The following is a 20501-nucleotide window of genomic DNA, read 5'->3' on the forward strand; positions in this document are numbered from 1 at the left end:
GTCTCAGACGGGAGTCGGTTCGCGGTGCGTCCGCCGCCTGCTGATGTTGCGCTCCAACAGCTCGGTGGCCGCCGTCAGTTCGACGCTGCCGGTGTGGCCCGTGTCCGGCAGCCGTCCGTCGGCCGCTTTCAGGTCGATCAGCGCGCCTTCGACGGCGCCGTGCGCGGCGAACAGGCACGGGGTGCTGTAGATCGCCACGTCCACGCCGAGTTCGGTCAGTTCGGTGAGCGAGAGGCGGGGTGATTTGCCGCCCGCGATCTGGTTGAACAGCAGGGGTTTGCCGCCCACCACGGACCGGATCTTCTCGATCCACTCCACGCTGCGCACCCCGTCCACGAGGACCACGTCCGCGTCGGTCTCGGCGAGCGCCGCCGCCCGCCGGACGATCTCCGACTCCTCCGTGGCGTCCGTACGCGCCACCACGACCAGGTCCTTGCGGCTGCTGAGCACCAGGTTGAGCTTGTCCAGGTACTCCTCCAGGGGGAGGATCAGCTTGCCTTCCGCGTGACCGCACCGGCGCGGTCTGCGCTGGTCCTCCAGGATCACCCCGGAGGCGCCGCAGCGCTCCAGGCGCTGGACCACGTGGCAGGCGACCTCGTGGTCCACATAGCCGTCGTCGATGTCCACGAGCAGGTGGTGGGCCGGAAAGGCCAGGCGCAGCCGTTCCACGAACTGCACCATGTCCGGCCAGGCGATGAACCCGATGTCGGGCAGACCGTAATGGGACGCGGCGAAGCCGAACCCCGAGACGAACATCCCGTCGTAGTGCTGTGCCGCGATGGAAGCCGAATACATGTCGTAGATGCCGATGAGCGGTGTCGTACGAGGCGATCGGACCGCCTCGCGCAAGGCGCTGCCGTACTGCATGCTTCTCCCGCCTCCCGGACTCGCCGGTCGCGAGCCGTTGGGGTGTCGTGGAACCGACGGTCCCAGGAAACCAAGAGCGAGTAAAAGGATTCCGGGCAGCGGCACTCTTTCGAGGAAACGCGGCAGGTCACAGCGGTATTTGTGGAATTAATATGGAGTGATGGAAGCACTGCTGAAGTGACGTTTCCTCTGAAAGTCAAGGGGGCGTAAAAGAGAAGAGATGAATTACGCCGGAGGGTGCCGCCGGTGCCGGGCGCGCCACCGCGCCGGACCGGGCGGGCACGCGGGCGGGCGGAAATCGCCGGGCCCGCCAACTCCGCTGCCACAATGGCGGTATGACGGGACGCTGGGAGTTCTGGATCGACCGGGGCGGCACGTTCACGGATGTGGTGGGCCGGCGGCCCGACGGGAGGCTGGTCACCGGCAAACTGCTCTCGCACCGCCCGGGCGACGCCGAGGACGCCGCCGTGGCCGGCATCCGGATGATGCTGGGCCTGGCGCCCGGCGCACCGGTGCCCGCCGAGCGGATCGCCGTGGTCAAGATGGGTACCACCGTGGCGACCAACGCCCTGCTGGAGCGCACGGGCGAGCCGACCGTGCTGGTGACCACCGAGGGCTTCCGGGATGCCCTGCGCATCGCCTACCAGAACCGGCCGCGGATCTTCGACCGCCGCATCGTGCTGCCCGAGGCGCTGTACGAGCGGGTGATCGAGGTTCCGGAGCGGGTGGACGCGCGGGGCGCGGTGGTACGGCCGCTGGAGACGGACGCGGTACGCGCGGAGCTGGCCCGGGCGTATGCGGACGGGCTGCGCAGCGCGGCGGTGGTGCTCCTGCACGGCTACCGCCACGCGGACCACGAGAAGGCGGTGGCCGCCCTCGCCAAGGAGGCGGGCTTCGCCCAGGTCAGCTGCTCCCACGAGGTCAGCCCGCTGATGAAGCTGGTGCCGCGCGGCGACACCACGGTGGTGGACGCCTATCTGTCGCCGATCCTCGGCCGGTACGTGGACGGCATCGCGCACCAACTCCCGGGCGTGCGGCTGATGTTCATGCAGTCCAACGGCGGACTGCGGGAGGCGGCGCACTTCCGCGGCAAGGACGCGGTGCTCTCCGGCCCCGCGGGCGGCGTGGTCGGGATGGCCCGCTCCTCCGCCGAGGCCGACGACGGCTACGACCGGGTGATCGGCTTCGACATGGGCGGCACCTCCACCGACGTGTCGCACTACGCGGGTTCCTTCGAGCGGATCTTCGGCAGCGAGGTGGCGGGCGTACGGATGCGGGCGCCCATGATGAACATCCACACCGTCGCGGCGGGCGGCGGCTCCGTCCTGCACTTCGACGGGCGGCGCTACCGGGTCGGCCCGGACTCCGCCGGCGCGGTGCCGGGGCCCGCCTGCTACCGCCGCGGCGGCCCGCTGACCGTCACGGACGCCAATGTGATGCTCGGCCGCGTCCAGCCCGCGCACTTCCCCGCGGTGTTCGGCCCGGACGGCGACCAGCCGCTGGACGCCGCGACGGTACGGGAGCGTTTCGTCCGCCTGGCCGAGGAGGCGGCCGAGGCCACCGGCGACCGGCGCGGCCCCGAGGAGGTCGCCGCCGGGTTCCTGGACATCGCCGTGCTGAACATGGCCAACGCGGTCAAGAAGATCTCCGTACAGCGCGGTTACGACGTCACGCGCTACGTCCTCACCAGCTTCGGCGGCGCGGGCGGCCAGCATGCCTGCGCGGTCGCCGACGCGCTGGGCATCGGCACGGTCGTCGTACCGCCGCTGGCCGGGGTGCTGTCCGCGTACGGCATCGGGGTCGCCGACGCGACGGCCATGCGCGAGCAGGCCGTCGAGGTGGAGATCGACCCGGAGTCGGACGCCACGGCCGTCGCGGAGGTGCACGGCGTGTGCGACCGGCTCGCCGGGCAGACGCGCCGCGACCTGCTCGCCGACGGCGTGCCGGAGGAGAGCATCACCACCCGGGCCCGCGTCATGCTGCGCTACGCGGGCACGGACTCCGCCCTGGCCGTGGCGCTGGACACGCCGCGGGCGATGGCTGCCGAGTTCGTCGGGGCGCACCGCGCGCGCTACGCCTTCACCATGGACAAGCCGCTGATCGCCGAGGCGGTCTCGGTCGAGGCGGTCGGCGCGCCGGGCGGCACGGCCGGGCACGAGATGCCGACGGGGGAGCGGGCCGGGAAGCTGGCGCCGGTCGCGCGGGTCCGGATGTTCGCGCAGGGGCGCCGGCAGGACACCGGGCTGTACGCCCGCGACGACCTGCGCCCCGGCGACACGCTCACCGGCCCCGCGATCATCGCCGAGGACGACGCGACGACGGTCCTCGACCCGGGCTGGCAGGCGCGCGCGGGGGAGCGCGGCCATCTGCTGCTGACCCGGACCCGGCCGCGCGCGGGCGGCCCCGCGGTCGGCACCGATGCCGACCCGGTCATGCTGGAGGTCTTCAACAGCCTCTTCATGGCGATCGCCGAGCAGATGGGCGTGCGCCTGGAGAACACCGCCCACTCGGTCAACATCAAGGAGCGGCTGGACTTCTCCTGTGCCCTCTTCGACCACGAGGGCAACCTCATCGCCAACGCCCCGCACATTCCCGTGCATCTCGGGTCGATGGGCGAGTCCATCAAGGAGGTGCTCAAGCGGCGGCGGGGCGCGGGGGACCTGCGGCCGGGCGATGTGTACGCGGTCAACGACCCGTACCACGGCGGCACCCACCTGCCGGACGTCACCGTCGTCACCCCCGTCTTCGACGAGGCGGGGCGGGAGCTGCTGTTCCTGGTCGCCTCGCGCGGCCACCACGCCGAGATCGGCGGCATCACCCCGGGCTCCATGCCCGCCTTCAGCCGCACCATCCAGGAGGAGGGCGTCCTCTTCGACAACTGGCTGCTGGTACGGGACGGGAAGCTGCGCGAGGAGGAGACGCGCGCCCTGCTCGCCGCCGGGCCGTACCCCTCGCGGGCCCCGGACGCCAACATCGCCGACCTGCGCGCCCAGATCGCCGCCAACGAGAAGGGCATCCGCGAGCTGCGCAAGATGATCGGCGAGTTCGGGCTCGACGTGGTGCGCGCCTACATGGGACACGTCCAGGACAACGCCGAGGAATCGGTACGCCGCATCATCGCGCGCCTGGAGGACGGCGCGTACCGCTACGAGACCGACGGCGGCGCGGTGATCCAGGTCGCGCTCACCGTGGACCGGGAGGCGCGCAGCGCGGTGCTGGACTTCGCCGGGACCTCGCCGCAGCTGCCCGGCAACGCGAACGCGCCCAGCTCGGTGGTGATGGCCGCGGTGCTCTACGTCTTCCGCACGCTCGTCGCCGAGGACATCCCGCTCAACAGCGGCTGCCTGAAGCCGGTGGAGGTCCGCATCCCGCCCGGCTCGATGCTGGCCCCCGAATATCCCGCGGCCACCGTCGCGGGCAACGTGGAGACCTCGCAGGCGGTCACCGGCGCGCTCTACGCCGCGCTCGGCGTCCAGGCCGAGGGCTCGGGCACGATGAACAACCTCACCTTCGGCAACGACCGGGTGCAGTACTACGAGACCGTCGCCAGCGGCTCGGGCGCGGGCGACGGCTTCGACGGCGCGGACGCCGTGCAGACCCACATGACCAACTCCCGGCTGACCGACCCCGAGGTACTGGAGTGGCGCTATCCCGTACGGGTCGAGAGCTTCGCCGTACGGGAGGACAGCGGCGGTAACGGGCGCTGGCGCGGCGGCCGGGGCGCCGAACGGCGGCTGCGCTTCCTGGAGCCGGTGACGGTGGCGCTGCTGACCAACCACCGGCGGGTGCCGCCGTACGGCATGGCGGGCGGCGGACCGGGCGCGACCGGCGCCAACCTGATCCGGCGGGCGGACGGCACGGAGGAAGCACTCCAGGGCTGCGACGTGGCGGAGATCGGCGCCGGGGACGTGCTGGTGATCCGGACGCCGGGAGGCGGAGGATACGGGGAGCCGGACGGCTCCTGGCCGCCCGGCTCAGCCGCGGACGGAGGCGCGTGACGGCCGGGGCACGAACCGCACCGGCGTCCCCGGCACCGCCTGGGCCGCCGCCGCGAGGAACCGCTCCGGCACCACTCCGACGACCGGGTAACCGCCGGTCGTGGGATGGTCGTTGAGGAACAGCACCGGCAGGCCGTTCGGCGGCACCTGGAGCGCCCCCAGCGGCATGCCCTCGCTGGGCAGCTCGCCGTCCTTGCGCCGCTCCAGGGGCGAACCCTCCGTACGCAGCCCGATGCGGTTGCTCGCCGAGGACACCCGGAAGCGCCCGGTGGCCAGCGTGCGCAGGCCCGCCTCGGTGAACCAGTCGTCGCGCGGCCCCAGGACGCACGGCAGTACCAGCTCCCGGGTCGGCAGGCCCGCGCGTACGACGGGGTCCACGCGCGCGGGCGGGCCGTACGGGTCGCCGAGCGGCAGCACACAGCCGTCGGACAGCGGCGCGGGCCCGAGCCCGGACAGCAGGTCGGCGGCGCGGCTGCCGAGGACCGGCTCCGCCGCGACGCCGCCGGCGAAGGCGAGGTACGAGCGGAGTCCGGCGGTGGCGGGGCCGGCGTCGATCACCGCGCCCGCCGGGACCGGGACCGGCGCGCCCCAGGGGGCGGGGCGGCCGTCCACCGTGACGGGGCACGGGGCGCCGGTCACCGCGACGACGGTGGCCGTGCGGACCCGTACGGCACAGCCGGTCAGGGTCGTCTCCAGAGTCGCGGCAGTTTCGGGGTTGCCCACGAGGCGGTTGGCCAGCCGGTGGGCCGGCTCGTCCAGGGCGCCCGCGCGCGGCACGCCGAGGTGGGCGTGCCCGGCGCGGCCGAGATCCTGGACGGTGGTCAGGGCGCCGGCGCGGACGACGCAGAAGGCGCGGTCGGTCATCGGGCCTCCTGGGGTTCCGTCGAAACCGGGATGAAGCGGACGCGGGTGCCGGGGGAGAACAGCGCCGCCGGTTCGCGGTCCGGGTCCCACAGCTCGACATCGCTGGTGCCGATGAGCTGCCAGCCGCCGGGGGAGGAGCGCGGATAGACGCCGGTGTACGGGCCCGCCAGCGCGACCGAGCCGACCGGGACCTTGGTGCGCGGCGTGGCCCGGCGCGGCACGTGGTGGCGCTCGGGCAGCCCCGTCAGATAGCCGAAGCCGGGCGCGAAGCCGCAGAAGGCCACATGGAACTCCGTGCCGGAGTGGATGCGCACCACGTCCTCGGGAGTGGTGCCCCACAGGGCGGCCACGTCGGCGAGGTCCGGTCCGTCGTAGCGCACCGGGATCTCGACGGCCGGGCGGTCGTCGGCGGTCGCCGGCGGGACGTCCCAGCCGGGCAGTTCGGCGGCCAGCCGCCCGGGGTCGGCCAGGCCGTCGAGCAGGACCGTGCGCGCGGCCGGGACGATCTCGCGGACCGCGGGCAGGGTGCCGGCGGCGGCGCGGCGCAGCAGCTCGGCGTGGAACGCCTCGACGGCCGCCGCGTCGTCCAGCTCGACCAGCAGCCCGTGGTCGCCGACCGGCAGCGGGCGCAGCGGCAGCCGGGTACGGCCGGTGCCGTTGGTGCTGTTGGTGCTCACGCGAAGCTGCCGATCCGCACGCCGGCCGCGGTCAGCTCGTCGCGCACCCGCCGGGCGAGGTCCGCAGCGCCGGGAGTGTCGCCGTGCAGGCACAGGGAGCGCGCTTCGATCCGTACGGTGCTGCCGTCGATGGCCGTTACCGTGCCCGCCGTCGCCATGCCCAGCGCGCGCTTGACGACCTCGTCGGGGTCGTGGACGACGGCGCCCGGTTCGCGGCGCGAGACCAGCGTCCCCTCAGGGGTGTAGGCACGGTCGGCGAACGCCTCGCCGATGACGGGCAGGCCGACGCGGCGGGCCGCCTCGTGCAGCTGGGAGCCGGGCAGGCCGAGGATCGGCAGGGGGGTGCCGGCGGTGCGTACGCCCTCCAGGACGGCGGCGGACTGCGCCTCGTCGTGCACACAGCGGTTGTAGAGCGCGCCGTGCGGCTTGACGTAGCCGACCCGGGTTCCGGCGGCGCGCGCGAAGACCTCCAACGCGCCGATCTGGTACGCGATCTCGTCGGCCAGCTCGCGCGGCGGTACGTCCATGGCGCGCCGCCCGAAGCCCGCGAGGTCGCGGTAGGAGACCTGGGCGCCGACGACGACGCCGCGCTCGGCGGCCAGCTCGCAGACCCGGCGCATGGTGCTCGGGTCCCCGGCGTGGAAGCCGCAGGCCACGTTGGCGCTGGTGACGACGGACAGCAGCGCCTCGTCGTCGGTGAGCTGCCAGCGTCCGAAGCCTTCCCCGAGGTCGGCGTTGAGGTCGACGAGGGGGGCGGTCACCGGGTCGCTCATATAAGTCGTACGTCCGTTCCGGAAGCGGCCGCGCGCTGGCGCACGGGCGGCGGGTCACTGACTGCGGGGACCGGTCGGCCCGTATCCGTAGTGGCTCTCCCCCTGAGGGCACTTCGGGCCGACCGGTGATGGGGCCAACGTAGGCGATTGTTCAACGATCCGACAAGAGGTGTGTTGTCTCGTTCTGCCATCTGGGATTGACTGCCGCTCACGGCACACGGGGTGCACACCGGGGCGGAAGGCGGGGTCGGCGATGGCGGGCAAGGTGGCGAAGGACGATCGGCGGCGGCTCGCCGAGGTCTCGGAACTGGCGGGGGACCGGGTGCTGCTGGGGCGCTCCAGCACCGCGGAGCGGGTCGCCGACATTCTCCGGGACCGCATCACCGAGGGCTACTTCCCGCCCGGCGCGCGGCTGTCCGAGGAGAGCATCGGCGGGGCCCTGGGGGTCTCCCGCAACACCCTGCGCGAGGCGTTCCGGCTGCTCACGCACGAACGCCTGCTGGTGCACCAGCTCAACCGCGGGGTCTTCGTGCGCATCGTGACGGTGGCCGACCTGGACGACATCTACCGCGTCCGTACGCTCGTGGAGTGCGCCGCGGTCCGCAGCCTGGGCGAGCCGCCGTACCCGGTGGGCGCGATGGAGGCCGCCGTGCGGGCCGGCGAGACCGCCTTCGAGGAGCGCGCCTGGCGCGACCTGGGCACCGCGAACCTGCGCTTCCACCAGGCGGTGGTGGGACTGGCGGGCAGCCCGCGGATGGACGAGCTGATGCGCGGCGTGCTCGCGGAACTGCGTCTGGTCTTCCACGTCATGGACGATCCGCGCCGCTTCCACGCGCCGTACCTGACCCGCAACCGGCAGATCATCGAAGCGCTCCAGGCGGGGGAAGCGGCGGAGGCGGAGCGGCTGCTGGAGTCCTATCTGGAGGATTCGCGGGCCCAGTTGTCAGGGGCGTACGCCCAGCGCATCGCCGCTCGGTAGGGCGCTCGGAGCGCTCGTATTTCGCTCCTGTCAACCCCTTGTCGGATCGTTGAACAATAACCTAGCCTCCTCGCATCCTCCTCACGGTCCGCGTGAGGTCCCGTATGCGGAAGGCGGACCCATGATCGTGCTTCTCGGCGTGCTCGTGGTCGTGGTCGGCTTCGCCACCAAACGCAATGCCCTGCTCGTCGTGGGCGTGGCGGGCATCGTCACCGGCCTGCTCGGCGGCCTGTCGCCGCGGGAGGTCCTGGCGGCCTTCGGCTCCGGCTTCGCGAGCAGCCGGGCGGTGACGATCTTCGCGATCACGCTGCCGGTGATCGGCCTCCTGGAGCGCTACGGCCTCCAGGAGCAGGCCCGCCGGCTGATCGCCCGCTTCGCCAAGCTCACCACCGGCCGCTTCCTCGCCCTGTACCTGGGCATGCGGCAGGTCGGCGCGGCCGTCGGCCTGACCCATGTCTTTGGGCACGCGCAGACCGTGCGCCCGCTGGCCGTGCCGATGGCCGAGGGCGCCGCCGAGCGCAAGCACGGGCGGCTGACCGAGAAGTCCCGGGAGAAGGTCCGCTCGTTCTCCGCCAGCGCGGACAACGTGGGGCTGTTCTTCGGCGAGGACGTCTTCCTCGCGGTCGGCTCGATCCTGCTGATCACCAGCTTCGTCAACACCACGTACAACACCCACCTGGAGCCGCTGCACCTGGCACTGTGGGCCATCCCGACCGCGCTGTGCGCCCTGGCCGTGCACGGCTGGCGGCTGCTGCGCCTGGACCGGCACCTGGAACGCGAGCTGGTCGCCGCCAACATCGAACCCGTCGCCCAGGGAGCAGCCAAGTGATCAAGGCAGAGTGGTTCTACTGGCTGGTCGGCCTGAGCTTCCTGGTGATGGCCTCCCAGATGCTCACCGACCGCAGCAACCCCAAGCGCTTCGGCACCACCGCCTTCTGGGGCCTGCTCGGCGCCGGCTTCATCTACAGCAGCTGGGTGGTCGAGAAGAAGGCCCCCGCCGAACCGCTGGGCGCGGCCGTACTGGTCATGATCGTGCTGGCCGGCTTCGGGTTCACCGGGCGCGGCACGCCGCGCACCACCACGCCCGAGCAGCGCGAGGCGAGCGCCCTGAAGCTGGGCAACAAGCTGTTCGTGCCCGCGCTGGCCATCCCGGTCGTCGCGCTGCTGTGCGCGGTCGTCGTCAAGAAGCTCTCGATCGGCGGTGAGCCGATCCTCCAGGAGGGCAGCGAGACCATCCTCGGGCTCGGCATCGGCGCCGTCGTCGCCCTCGTCGTCGGCATGATCATGCTGCGCGAGAAGCGGATAGCGGTGCCCGTGCAGGCCGGGCGCTCCATGCTGGAGGCGATGGGCTGGGCGATGCTGCTGCCGCAGCTGCTCGCCACCCTCGGCACCATCTTCCAGCTCTCCGGCGTCGGCACCCAGGTCGGCAAGGTGACCACCTCGATCCTGCCGAAGGACTCCCTGTACGTCGCGGTCATCGTCTACTGCGTCGGCATGGCCCTGTTCACCGTGATCATGGGCAACGCGTTCGCCGCCTTCCCGGTGATGACCGCGGCCGTCGGCTGGCCGGTGCTCATCGAGCACTTCCACGGCAGCGCGCCCGCCGTCCTGGCCATCGGCATGCTCGCCGGTTTCTGCGGCACGCTGGTGACCCCGATGGCGGCCAACTTCAACATCGTCCCGGCGGCCCTGCTGGAACTGAAGGACCAGTACGGCCCGATCAAGGCCCAACTCCCCACCGCGGGCATCCTGCTCGGCTGCAACATCGTGGTCATGGCCCTGTTCGCCTTCTGAGGTCCGCCTGCCGCCCCGCCCGTACCGCGCGCACCTCCTGACAGGTGCGCCGCACGAACCACAGGAACAGCCCATGACGCGGACGACCCGAGTCCTGCTCACCGGATTCGAACCCTTCGAGGGCGAGCGCACCAACCCCTCCTGGGAGGCGGTGCGCGACGCCGCCGCCACCCCGCCCGACGGGCTGGAGATGACCGCCGTCGAACTGCCCTGCGTCTTCGGGCGCTCGCGCACCGCGCTCCGCGAGGCCGTCGCGGCGCACGACCCGGACCTGGTGCTGTGCGTCGGACAGGCGGGCGGGCGCCCCGACCTGACCGTGGAACGGATCGCCGTCAACATCGACGACGCCCGCATCCCCGACGTCTCCGGCGCCCAGCCCATCGACGAGCCGGTCGTCACCGGCGGCCCCGCCGCCTACTTCGCGGCGCTGCCCGTCAAGGCGTGCGTGGCCGCCGTGCGCGAGGCGGGACTGCCCGCCTCCGTCTCGAACACCGCCGGCACCTTCGTCTGCAACCACGTCTTCTACGACCTGATGCACCTGATCGCCACCGAGCGGCCCGCGCTGCGCGGCGGCTTCGTGCACGTGCCGTACGCTCCCGGACAGGTCACCGACCGGTCGCTGCCCTCACTCCCGGTGAGCGCTGTCGCCGAGGGGCTGCGTGTGATCGCTGCCACCGCCGCGCGCACAAATACGGACATCAAGGTCGTCGGCGGCGCCACGCACTGACGTCGGAGCCCGTGCCGTTTCGTCCGTTGTCAGTGTGAGCGCCTACTCTGTGCGACGTGACTTTTCCTGCCCCGGGGACCGCTGCGTCCCAGCTCAACGGCCCGGCCCGGCCCGAAGGCGGCGCCCGGCCCGCGCCGGGCCCGGCCGCCGACGAGGGCCTGGCCCGCCGGCTGCGCGCCCTCGCGTGCACGGCCCCGCTGCACGACCTGGACACGCGCAAGGCCAACCTCGCCGGCGAGTACGGGGTGTATGCGATGGCGGAGGTGGCGCTCGCCGCCATCGACCTGGTCACCCTGCACATGGACTTCGACACCGGCGCCGACCACGAGCAGATAGTGGCCAGGCTGCTGCCGCGCGTCGCCGCGCAGACCCCGCACCGCCCCGCCGCCGAGCACGAGCGCGTCGCCCGCTGGGTGCTGGAGAACCTCATCAACGTCGGCAGCGTCGACCGCGGCTTCCGCGCCGTGTACGGCACCTTCGGCCCCGAGGGCGAGTACATCCGCCGCGACTACGACTTCAAGCTCATCGAGGAGGTCCCCGGGCCCGGCGGCGGTGTCTACCTCCGTACGACCGACGAGGCCGTCAACGTCCTGGTCGGCGCGCTGGACACGGACGTGACGAGCGCCCAGATCGCCGCCGAGGTCAAGCTGGAGGTGCTCATCAGCCGCGGCCGGCTGGCGGACGCCCAGCTCGCCGCCGAGCAGGCCCGCTACCGCACCGTGCAGTACGCCGAAACGCTGCGCCGCACCCTCGACGCCACCCGGCGCAACGTCCGCGCGGTGGACTGGCTGCGCGCCGTCCCCGACATGATCACCGAAGCCCTCGACCACGTCGCCGAGCGCTACCGCCACGAGAACGCCATCCTCACCAACATCCGCAAGGCCCGCGACGAGGCCGAGGACCCGGAGCACAAGCGCCGCGCCGCCGAACTGGTCGACATCGTCAAGGACTGCATCCGCCGGCACACCCAGCTCCAGTCCCGGCTGCTGGAGGCCGGTCCCCTCTTCCGCGCCGAGCAGGACCGCCAGGCGTTCGCGCCGCCCGCCGGGCGCTCCGGCCTCGACCTGTACGGCCAGCTGGTCGCCCCGGTGCTGCCGCTGCCCGTGGAGCAGGCGATCCGGGTCACCGACGCCTTCTTCGCGCGCGGCACCGGCTTCCGTACGGGCACGTCCGTACGGCTCGGCGACCTCGTCGGCCTGCTGTTCCAGCCGCCCGTCGAGCGCGAGCACCTGGGCGCCGAGATGCCCGAGCCCGACCTGATCGCCACCCCGGACGACAGCCGCTTCTCCGAGGAGCAGCTCGAAGCGGCCACCGCGCTGCTCGACCTGCCCGCCGACGCGCCGCGCCGGCTGTCCGGCCTGCTGGCCGAGGCCCGCCGCAGCGACCCCGACCTGCCGTATCTGGTCGCCCTGATGGCGGTGCACGCGGCCAGCCCGCCGGTCGGCACCGCCTACCGCCAGGGCGAACAGCAGCTGCTCTTCGCCGTCGACGACGGCACCGTGCTCGACGACCCGGAGTTCGGCGGCGCCGACCTGATCGTCGGCAAGGCCCTGCTGGACGCGGCGGGCATGGCGGCGGACCGGTCGGAGGTGGCGTGATGCCGGCCGGGCGGAGCGCGCACAGGACGCCAAAGGCAGGGCGTCACAAGGAAGTTGTCATGGAGGTGCGGGCGTGAGTGAGTACGGAACCGGCGCTGGGGACGGCGCCGAGGCCCCGGCGCAGGGGGACCTGACCGGCGCGGCGGACCACCCGGCCTGGTCCGCGCCCGGGCCGGGCCCGGCCGAGCCCGCGGGCCCCGCGCCCGTGACGCCCGCCGACGCCGCGGACGCCGCCCGCCTCGTCTCCTTCGGGCTCCAGCCCAAGCTGCTGCCCGCCCGCGACGCCGAGTACGGCGAACTGCTCCGCAGGTACCGCGACGAGCCCGCCTTCGCGCGCCTGGCCGACGCCGTCGCCACCGGCCTCGGCCTGGTCGTCCTGGAGGTGTCCCCGCGCGCCGGCATGGCCGTCACCGCCGACGAGGACTCCGTCTTCGCCGTACGGATGGGCGACTACGCCCGCCGCGCCTCCGCCGACTCCGCCGACCGCTTCCTGCACGGCCTGGCCCACCTCGCCGTCGCCGCGCTGGCCTTCCCCCGCCCCGAGGACCTCGCCGACGACGGCTATATCGGCCGTATCACCGTCAACGGCGTGGACGCCTTCGTCCGGCAGGCGTGCCGCCGCCTGGAGGAGCGCGCCGAGGAGCAGGGCGAGAACACCGACCCGGCCACCGACGCGCCCGGCCTCGAAGCCGCCTGGCGGACGTACGCGCGGCGCAGCTCCACCGGCGCCACCAAGGACGCGCGGCGGCTGGCCGGTTCGACCACCGGCATTATCGCCAAGGCCGTCGCCTTCCTCGTCGACTCCGGCTTCCTCCAGCGCACCGGCGACGACGCCGGCGGCGCCTACCGCACCACCGCCCGCTACCAGCTCCAGGTGCGCGACATGGCGGGCAGCGCCGCCATGGCCGAGCTGCTGGAGCTGGGTGTGGTCCCCGTCAGCGACGGCGGCGCCACCCTGCTGCCCGCCGAGGACACCGACGACCTGGAGCTGGCCTCCGACGCGGGACTGCCCTTCCACTCCTCCTGACCGCCCGGGGCCGGGCGCACCGGCCCCACCGACCTTCCGTCCACCGACCACCGTCCGCCCACACAACGAGAGTCCGCCGCCATGTACGAGCTGTCCCGGGTCCGCCTCTACTCCATCGGGCCCGCCGGTGCGCGCTACGCCGACACCGTGCTGGACCTGCGGGGAGTCGGCGCGCCGGTGCCCGATCCGGCCCCGGCGCAGGCGGACTTCTTCGAGGACGAGCCGGTCGGCCCGCCCCGCCGGCCCGCCCCCGCCGGCGTCCTCTTCCTGGAGAACGGCGGCGGCAAATCCGTCCTGCTCAAGCTGATCTTCTCGGTGATGCTGCCGGGCCACCGCAACACCCTGGGCGGCGCCAGCTCCGGCGTGCTGCGCAAGTTCCTGCTCGCCGACGACTGCGGCCATGTCGCCCTGGAGTGGCAGCACACCCTCACCGGCGAGTCCATCGTGGTCGGCAAGGTCAGCGAGTGGCGCGGCCGGCAGGTCTCCAACGACCCGCGCAAGTTCGCCGAGGCGTGGTACAGCTTCCGGCCCGGCCCCGGCATGAGCCTGGACTCGCTGCCGGTCGCCGAGGCCACCGTCGTACGGCCGCGCGGTGAGCCGGCGGAGGGCGCCTCGGGGGCCCGGGGCCGCCGCCGTACGATGAAGGGCTTCCGCGACGCCCTGGTCGAGGCCGGCAAGAACTACCCCAACCTGGACGTCTCCTGGGTCGAGATCCACGAGCGGTGGAACGAGCACCTCGGCGAACTGGGCCTGGACCCCGAACTCTTCCGCTACCAGCGGGAGATGAACGCCGACGAGGGCGAGGCGGCCGGCCTCTTCGCGGTCAAGAACGACTCCGACTTCACCGACCTGCTGCTGCGCGCGGTCACCGACACCCGCGACACCGACGGGCTCGCCGACCTCGTGCACGGCTTCGCGCACAAGCTGGGCCGTCGCGCCGAGCTGACCGCCGAGCGCGACTTCACGGCCGGCTCGCTGGACCTGCTGTCCCGCATCGCGGACGCCGCCGAGCAGCGCGAGACCGCCCGTGACGTGCACGCCGGAGCCGAACGCCGCACCCGTACCCTCGCCCAGCGGCTGCACGCCCGCGGCACCGAGGAGCGCGGCCGGGCCGCCGAGTTCGCCGAGCAGGTCGCCACCGCCGCGCACGCGGTCACCGACGCCGAGCGGGTGCGCGAGCGCCGCGCCCTGATCTCCGCCGAGATCGCCTACCGGCACGCCTCGCTCGCGCTGGCCGCCGCCGAGAAGGGCGCCGCGGCCCAGCGCCGCGAGCTCAACGACGCCCGTACGCTGCACTCCGCCTGGCAGGCCGCCGAAACGGTGCTGCGCCACCGCGCCGCCGCCGACCGGGCCACCCGTGTCGCTGCCGCGATCCGCGAAGCCGAGCGGGACGCGGCCCCCGCGCTCGCCGCCCGCTCGAAGGCCGCCGGTGAGCTGGTGCGCGCCCTCCAGGCCGCCGCCGACGTCAGCGAGGGCATCGCCAACGAGCAGGAGGAACGCTCCGCCGCCCTCCAGGAGACCAGCGACACCGCGCACCGCGACGCCACCGCCGCCGCCACCCACGCCCAGCGCGCCCGCAGCGAGGCCGAACATCTCAAGCAGCGGCTCGCCGAGGTCGAGCAGGAGACCGCCGAGGCCGTCAAGGCCGGCTGGCTCGACGACTCGGCGCCGGACGCCGACCCGGCCCGCGCCGCGCTCGCCGCCGCGGACGCGGAGAAGTCCACGGTCGAGGGCTGGGACGCGGCGCGCGAGGCCGCGGCCGGCGCCGCCGACCGGGCCCGGGAGGCCGCCACCCGGCTCGCCGCCGCCGAACTGGCCGCGGCCCGCGCCGAGGACGCCGCCCAGGCCGCGGAGCGGGCGTACGAGGCCGAGCGCCGGGCCGCCGAGTCGATCGGCGCCGAGCAGCGGCTCGCCGACCTGCTGGGACTGCCGCAGGCGGCGCCCAAGGCGGGCGTGCCCGGACCCCGTTCGGGACAGCCCGCGGACACCCCGGAGGAATCCCACCGCGTCCGCCGCCCCGCCTCCGAAGGCCCCCTGACCGCCGAGGAACTCGACCGCAACGCCGACGACCTGCGCGAACTGCTCGACGAGAGCGTGGCCTTTGCCGAGCGCCAGCTCTTCGACCTGCGCACCGCCGCCGCCGACGACGCCCGCATCCTCGGCGCGCTGGGCGACGGCGGCCTGCTGCCGCCGGGGCCCGATGTGCTGGCCGCCGTCGAGTATCTGGGCGAGCACGGCGTCCCCGCGCTGCCCGGCTGGCGCTATCTGGCCCAGTCCGTCGACCCCGCCGACCACACCCGCGTGCTGGCCGCCCGCCCCGAGCTGGTCGACGGCGTGATCATCACCGACCCGGAGACCCACGCACGGGCCCGCGACGTGCTCGCGCAGGCCGCGCTGCTGCCGCGCTCCACCGTCGCCGTCGGCACCGCCGCGGCCCTCCTCGCGCCCACGCCCGCGCCGGACGCCCAGGACAGCGGCGTCTTCCTCGTCCCGCCGAACCCGGCCATGCACGACGAGTCCGCCGCCGACGAGGAGCGCCAGGCGCTGCGGGCGCGCGCCATAGAGCGGGACGAGGAGATCCGCGCGCTGGCCGCCCGGCTGGCCGGTGACCGCGCGCTGGCCGCCCGCCTCTCCTCCTGGCGTACGGGCTGCCCGCCCGGCCGCCTCGCCGAACTGGCCACCGCCGCCGAGGAGGCCCGTACGACCGCGGACACCGCCGCCGCCGAACTGGCCGAGATGCGTGCGGTACGGGCCGAGACCGACGAGGAGGCCGCCGAAGCCGCGCGCGTGCGCGACCAGCGGCAGGAGGCCGCCCAGCGCGCCCGCCGGGTCGCCGACGCCCTCGCCGGGCTTGCCCACCGGCTGCGCGAGCGCGCCAACTGGCAGGCCCGGCTGCGTGAACTCGCCGACGAAAGCGCCGAGTTGGAAGCGCGCGCCGAGGAGTGCGTGGACCGGGCGCGGGCCGCCGACGAGGACCGCCGCACCGCCCAGCGCGCCGCCGACGACGCCCGGCGCACGGCCCACGCGCTGCGCGCCGAGCGCGCCGAGATCGCGGGCGTGCCCGACGACATCGGCGAGGACGGCACCGAGCCCGCCGCCGCTTCCCTGCCCGCGCTCCGCGAGGCGTACCGCGCCGCCTCCCAGCTCTACGAAAAGGTGGGCGTCGGCGCCGACCTGCGCGCCGAACAGGCCCGCGCGGAAGGCGACGAGAGCGCAGCGCTCGCCGAGCTGAACCGTCTCACCAACAAGGTCCGCACCCGCGCCGAACAGCTTCTGGACAGCCCCGACGCCGCCGACGGCCCGTCCCGGCAGGCCGCCGCCGCCCGCGCCGAGGCCCTGGTCTCCCGGCTGGAGTCGCGCGCCTCGGCCGCCAGCGAACAGCTCGGCCGCCTGCGCGGCGAGGCCGAGCGGCTCGCCCCGGCCGACGGCGAGGCGCACACCGAGCTGCCCGAGGACATGATCCCCGCCGACGCGGACCGCGCGAAGGAACTGCTGCGCACCGCGAACGCCGAACTGGCCACCGCCGACGACGCGCTGGAGACCGCCCGCGCCACCCACACCGAGCTGCTGCGCGCCCACCGCGCCGCCGAGGACGCCGCCACCGGCTTCGACGAGATCGCCGCCATGCTGCGCGACCTGTTGCGCGACACCCAGGAGGACGAGGGCGAGCGCCCCGAGCCGTACGCCGGGCGCCTGGAGGACGCGCGGCAGGCCGCGGCCGAGTCCCGCCGTTCGCTGCGCGGCTGCGCGAGCGATCTGTCGGCGGCCGAGTCGGCGGTCCGCGAGGCCAGCGACGTGCTCGTACGGCACGCCAACTCCACCAAGTACGAGCAGGTCCGCACGCCCGCCCGCCAGCAGATCCGCGAACTGCCCGCGGCGGCGCTGCCCGACCACGCCGCCAAGTGGGCCGAGGCCTTCGCGCCCCGCCTGCGGGTGCTCACCGACGAGCTGGAGCAGCTGGAGCGCAACCGCGACAGCATCGTGGACCGGCTGCGCGGCCTGGTGGAATCGTCGCTGGCGACGCTCCGCTCCGCCCAGCGGCTCTCCCAGCTGCCCGGGGGCCTGGGGGAGTGGTCCGGACAGGAGTTCCTGCGCATCCGCTTCGACGACCCGGACCAGGCCACGCTCACCGAGCGGCTGGGCGAGGTGATCGACGAGGCGACCCGCTCGGCGGTCAAGAAGAACAGCGACCTGCGCCGGGACGGCATGTCCCTGCTGCTGCGCGGCGTCAGCGCGGCGCTCCAGCCGCGCGGCGTGGCGGTGGAGATCCTCAAGCCGGACGCGGTGCTGCGCGCCGAGCGCGTGCCGGTCGGGCAGATGGGCGACGTGTTCTCCGGCGGCCAGCTGCTGACCGCGGCCATCGCCCTGTACTGCACCATGGCCGCGCTGCGCAGCAACGACCGCGGCCGCGACAAGCAGCGGCACGCCGGCACGCTGTTCCTGGACAACCCCATCGGCCGCGCCAACGCGACGTACCTGCTGGAGCTCCAGCGCGCCGTCGCCGACGCGCTGGGCGTTCAGCTGCTCTACACCACCGGCCTCTTCGACACCACCGCACTCGCCGAGTTCCCGCTGGTCATCCGCCTGCGCAACGACGCGGACCTGCGGGCCGGGCTGAAGTACATCAGCGTCGAGGAGCATCTGCGCCCCGGTCTGCCGCAGCAGGACCCGGAGTCGGAGCCGGTGCACGGGCAGATCACGGCGACGCGGATGTACCGCCGTCCCGAGGACGAGCAGCCGCAGGACCGGCCGGAGTCCCCTGAGCCTCAGGACAACCAGGAGGCTCGGGAGCACCCGGAGCCCCCGGCAGCAGCCGAATGACCCACCGGTGGAAGTCGGCGATGTGGTGCTCGCTCGGGACGAGCACCCCGCCGGCCCGGTAGGCCCGCGAGTCCATCGCGGGCTGGGTCCGCTCGCAGGCCGCGAAGTCCTGCGTGTTGACCCGGTGGAAGAGCTCCACCGACCGCGACAGGTCGGCCCCCGAGGCCACCACCTCGGGGGCGTAGAGCCAGTCGCACTCCACCACCGTGCGGTCCGCGGCCAGCGGGAACATCCGGTGCACGATGACGTGGTCGGGCACCAGATTGAGGAAGACCTGCGGGCGTACGGTGATGGCGTAGTAGCGGCGGTCCTGGCTCTCCTCGATGCCCGCGATCCGGGCGAAGCCGCCGCTGCCGTCGACGGTGAACCCCTCGGCCTCCTCCGCGAACGCCGCGCCGTGCCCGACGTAGTACTGCGCGGCGTACCCGTCCGCGAACTCCGGGAGCACATCGGTCAGTTCGGGATGGATGGTGGCGCAGTGGTAGCACTCCATGAAGTTCTCGACGATCAGCTTCCAGTTGGCGCGCACGTCGTAGGTGACGCGCCGCCCGAGGTCCAGCCCCGCCATCCCGTACCGCTCGATCGCCTCGACGCCGCCCAGCCGTTCGCCGACCGCACCGGCCACCGTCTCCTCGAACGACGGCGGCTCGTCGGCCAGGCACACCCACACATACCCCAGCCACTCCCGCAGCCCGACCGGCAGCAGCCCGCGTTCGGAGCGGTCCATGTCCGGCATCCGCTGGAGGTTGGGCGCGGCCACCAGCCGTCCGTCCAGGTCGTAGGTCCAGGCATGGTACGGGCACTGGAGGTTGCGCCGCACCTCGCCGGACTCCTCGGTGCACAGCCGGGCGCCCCGGTGGCGGCACACGTTGAGGTACGCGCCGAAGCCGCCGCGCCGGTTGCGGACGACGAGCACGCTCTCCCGGCCCACCTGCACCGTACGGAAGGCGCCCGGCCGCGGCAGGTCGGCGGCGCGTACCGCGCAGAACCACCGGGACTCGAAGATGTGCCGCTGTTCCCGGCGGAAGGTTTCCGGGTCGGTGTAGAAGGCGCCGGGCAGGGTGGTGGTGAGGCTGCTGGCCGGGGTGTCTCCGGCGGTCTCGGGGGCGAGGGTCATCGGACGCCTCCTGGGGCGGACGGGGCGGGGGAGGGGGCGGTGGCCGGGGCGGCGGCGACCAGGCGCTCGGGCGCGAACAGGCCGACCGGGTGCGCGGTGTCCCCGGTCAGCGCCAGATCGGCGAGGATCTCGCCCACCACCGGCACGAACTTGAAGCCGTGCCCGGAGAAGCCGCAGGCCACGGTCACGGCGTCGGGGTGTGCGGGGTGCCGGGCGAGGACGAAGTGCTCGTCGGGGGTGTTGGTGTACATACAGGTGACGGACTTCAGGTGGCGGCCGGGCAGCGACGGCAGCAGCCGCGCCGCCTGCCCGGCCATCGCCCGCACCTCGTCCTCGTGCACGGTCCGGTCGATGGTCTCCGGCGTGCAGACCGTTCCCCGGCGGAAGAACGCCACCTTGGCGCCGCGCCCCGGCCCGTCGATCGCGGGAAAGCCGTAGATCTGTACGCCGGCGGCGTCCTCCCAGATGTAGATGGGGTGCCGCTCCGGGACGTACGGGCCGGTGCCGCCCGCGGGCTCGAACCAGTGCATGATCTGGCGCTCCACGGAGAACGCCACCCCGAGCCCGGCCAGCAGCTCCGGCGCCCAGGCACCGGGACAGATCACCAACTGACCCGCTGTGTAAGCGTCTTCAGGCGTGTGCACCCGAACGCCCCGGCCGCCCGGCAGCGCCTCCCACCGGGTGACCGGTTCCTGGAAACGCAGGTCGGCGCCGCCCTGGGTGGCGAGCTGGAGCTGTGCGGCCACGGTGTTCTCCGGGCGCAGGAACCCGGCGCGGGCCTCGTACAGCGCGACCTCGCCGACGGCCGGCGTCAGCGTCGGGAAGCGGCGCCGGACCTCCCGCGCGTCCAGCATCTCGTGCGGCAGGTCCCAGGTGCGGGCGGAGCGCAGCGACCCGGCGACGGTACGGCTCTCCGGCCGCCCGAGCATCACCCCGCCGCACAGTGTGGCGATCCGCCGCCCGGTGGCGCGCTCCAGTTCCTCGTACAGCTCGTAGGCGCGCAGCAGCAGCGGTACGTACGCCGGGTCCTCGAAGTACGACTGGCGCGTGATGCGCGAGCCGCCGTGGCTGGAGCCGTGCGCGTGCACCGGCCCGAACTTCTCCAGACCCAGTACGCGGGCGCCGCGCGCGGCCAGGTGGTGGGCCGCGGCGCTGCCCATGCCGCCGAGGCCCAGCACGATCACGTCATAGGTGGGGGACAAGCGGACCTCCCGGGTCGGTGGGAACACCCGACGGGCTGCGGGCGACGGGCTACCTGC

General features: G+C 73.8%; 13 protein-coding genes and 1 pseudogene. 8 read left to right on the forward strand and 6 right to left on the reverse strand.

The window, feature by feature from the left end; genetic code table 11:
* Positions 1 to 3: 3 nt before the first annotated feature.
* A complete protein-coding gene (locus ADK86_RS18080; RefSeq protein ID WP_053697508.1) occupies positions 4 to 867 on the reverse strand; it encodes an isocitrate lyase/PEP mutase family protein in 864 nt (287 codons plus the stop codon).
* Between the two features lie 335 nt (positions 868 to 1202).
* Here ADK86_RS18080 and ADK86_RS18085 point away from each other — a divergent pair, with 335 nt between their 5' ends.
* Positions 1203 to 4865: a hydantoinase B/oxoprolinase family protein gene (locus ADK86_RS18085; protein WP_053697509.1), complete on the forward strand. Its 3663-nt coding sequence runs from the start codon at positions 1203 to 1205 to the stop codon at positions 4863 to 4865.
* Here the strand turns inward: ADK86_RS18085 and ADK86_RS18090 are convergent.
* Genes ADK86_RS18090 through ADK86_RS18100 form a run of 3 tightly spaced genes read right to left on the reverse strand, consistent with a single transcriptional unit; the run spans position 4842 to position 7179 of the window.
* A complete protein-coding gene (locus ADK86_RS18090; RefSeq protein ID WP_053697510.1) occupies positions 4842 to 5729 on the reverse strand; it encodes a biotin-dependent carboxyltransferase family protein in 888 nt (295 codons plus the stop codon). The two genes, ADK86_RS18085 and ADK86_RS18090, sit on opposite strands and share 24 nt — an antisense overlap.
* A complete protein-coding gene (gene pxpB, locus ADK86_RS18095; RefSeq protein WP_053697535.1) occupies positions 5726 to 6361 on the reverse strand; it encodes a 5-oxoprolinase subunit PxpB in 636 nt (211 codons plus the stop codon). Before pxpB ends, ADK86_RS18090 begins: the two co-directional genes overlap by 4 nt.
* Positions 6362 to 6402: 41 nt before the next feature.
* The gene (locus ADK86_RS18100) at positions 6403 to 7179 is read right to left on the reverse strand and encodes a LamB/YcsF family protein (RefSeq protein WP_053697511.1); all 777 of its coding nucleotides are present in this window, start codon (positions 7177 to 7179) and stop codon (positions 6403 to 6405) included.
* Positions 7180 to 7432: 253 nt separating this feature from the next.
* Between ADK86_RS18100 and ADK86_RS18105 the strand changes: the two genes are divergently transcribed.
* From ADK86_RS18105 to ADK86_RS18135, 7 genes are all read left to right on the forward strand, one after another.
* Positions 7433 to 8158, forward strand: a complete 726-nt coding sequence (locus ADK86_RS18105; protein WP_053697512.1) for a GntR family transcriptional regulator — start codon at positions 7433 to 7435, stop codon at positions 8156 to 8158.
* A 121-nt stretch (positions 8159 to 8279) separates the two neighbouring features.
* Positions 8280 to 8987 carry a DUF969 domain-containing protein gene (locus ADK86_RS18110; protein WP_053697513.1) on the forward strand — a complete coding sequence of 236 codons (708 nt, stop codon included), beginning with the start codon at positions 8280 to 8282 and terminating at the stop codon, positions 8985 to 8987.
* Positions 8984 to 9952, forward strand: a complete 969-nt coding sequence (locus ADK86_RS18115; RefSeq protein WP_003985617.1) for a DUF979 domain-containing protein — start codon at positions 8984 to 8986, stop codon at positions 9950 to 9952. Before ADK86_RS18110 ends, ADK86_RS18115 begins: the two co-directional genes overlap by 4 nt.
* Before the next feature lie 73 nt (positions 9953 to 10025).
* On the forward strand, positions 10026 to 10679 hold the full coding sequence (pcp, locus tag ADK86_RS18120) for a pyroglutamyl-peptidase I (RefSeq protein WP_053697514.1): 654 nt from the start codon (positions 10026 to 10028) through the stop codon (positions 10677 to 10679).
* A 56-nt stretch (positions 10680 to 10735) separates the two neighbouring features.
* Positions 10736 to 12277, forward strand: coding sequence for a hypothetical protein (locus ADK86_RS18125; RefSeq protein WP_053697515.1), 1542 nt, complete (start codon positions 10736 to 10738; stop codon positions 12275 to 12277).
* Positions 12278 to 12407: 130 nt separating this feature from the next.
* Complete coding sequence (locus ADK86_RS18130; protein ID WP_053697536.1) at positions 12408 to 13304, forward strand: hypothetical protein; 897 nt, start codon at positions 12408 to 12410, stop codon at positions 13302 to 13304.
* Between the two features lie 81 nt (positions 13305 to 13385).
* Positions 13386 to 18125 carry a hypothetical protein gene (locus tag ADK86_RS18135; RefSeq protein WP_053697516.1) on the forward strand — a complete coding sequence of 1580 codons (4740 nt, stop codon included), beginning with the start codon at positions 13386 to 13388 and terminating at the stop codon, positions 18123 to 18125.
* Here ADK86_RS18135 and ADK86_RS40965 read toward each other — a convergent pair.
* A pseudogene (locus ADK86_RS40965) lies at positions 18106 to 19242 on the reverse strand (aromatic ring-hydroxylating oxygenase subunit alpha); the annotation flags it as partial. The gene ADK86_RS18135 and the pseudogene ADK86_RS40965 overlap by 20 nt on opposite strands.
* Positions 19239 to 20444, reverse strand: coding sequence for an N-methyl-L-tryptophan oxidase (gene solA / locus ADK86_RS18140; protein WP_053697517.1), 1206 nt, complete (start codon positions 20442 to 20444; stop codon positions 19239 to 19241). The gene solA and the pseudogene ADK86_RS40965, both read right to left, overlap by 4 nt.
* Between the last annotated feature and the right edge of the window lie 57 nt (positions 20445 to 20501).

Source organism: Streptomyces sp. NRRL F-5755, from assembly GCF_001279365.1.
Lineage (GTDB): Bacteria > Actinomycetota > Actinomycetes > Streptomycetales > Streptomycetaceae > Streptomyces > Streptomyces rimosus.

What these genes read in the sequence shown, in the direction of transcription:
- ADK86_RS18080 (WP_053697508.1), bottom strand. Translation starts at nt 867, where the DNA reads ATGCAGTACGGCAGCGCCTTGCGCGAGGCGGTCCGATCGCCTCGTACG.
- ADK86_RS18085 (WP_053697509.1), top strand. Translation starts at nt 1,203, where the DNA reads ATGACGGGACGCTGGGAGTTCTGGATCGACCGGGGCGGCACGTTCACG.
- ADK86_RS18090 (WP_053697510.1), bottom strand. Translation starts at nt 5,729, where the DNA reads ATGACCGACCGCGCCTTCTGCGTCGTCCGCGCCGGCGCCCTGACCACC.
- ADK86_RS18100 (WP_053697511.1), bottom strand. Translation starts at nt 7,179, where the DNA reads ATGAGCGACCCGGTGACCGCCCCCCTCGTCGACCTCAACGCCGACCTC.
- ADK86_RS18105 (WP_053697512.1), top strand. Translation starts at nt 7,433, where the DNA reads ATGGCGGGCAAGGTGGCGAAGGACGATCGGCGGCGGCTCGCCGAGGTC.
- ADK86_RS18110 (WP_053697513.1), top strand. Translation starts at nt 8,280, where the DNA reads ATGATCGTGCTTCTCGGCGTGCTCGTGGTCGTGGTCGGCTTCGCCACC.
- pcp (WP_053697514.1), top strand. Translation starts at nt 10,026, where the DNA reads ATGACGCGGACGACCCGAGTCCTGCTCACCGGATTCGAACCCTTCGAG.
- ADK86_RS18135 (WP_053697516.1), top strand. Translation starts at nt 13,386, where the DNA reads ATGTACGAGCTGTCCCGGGTCCGCCTCTACTCCATCGGGCCCGCCGGT.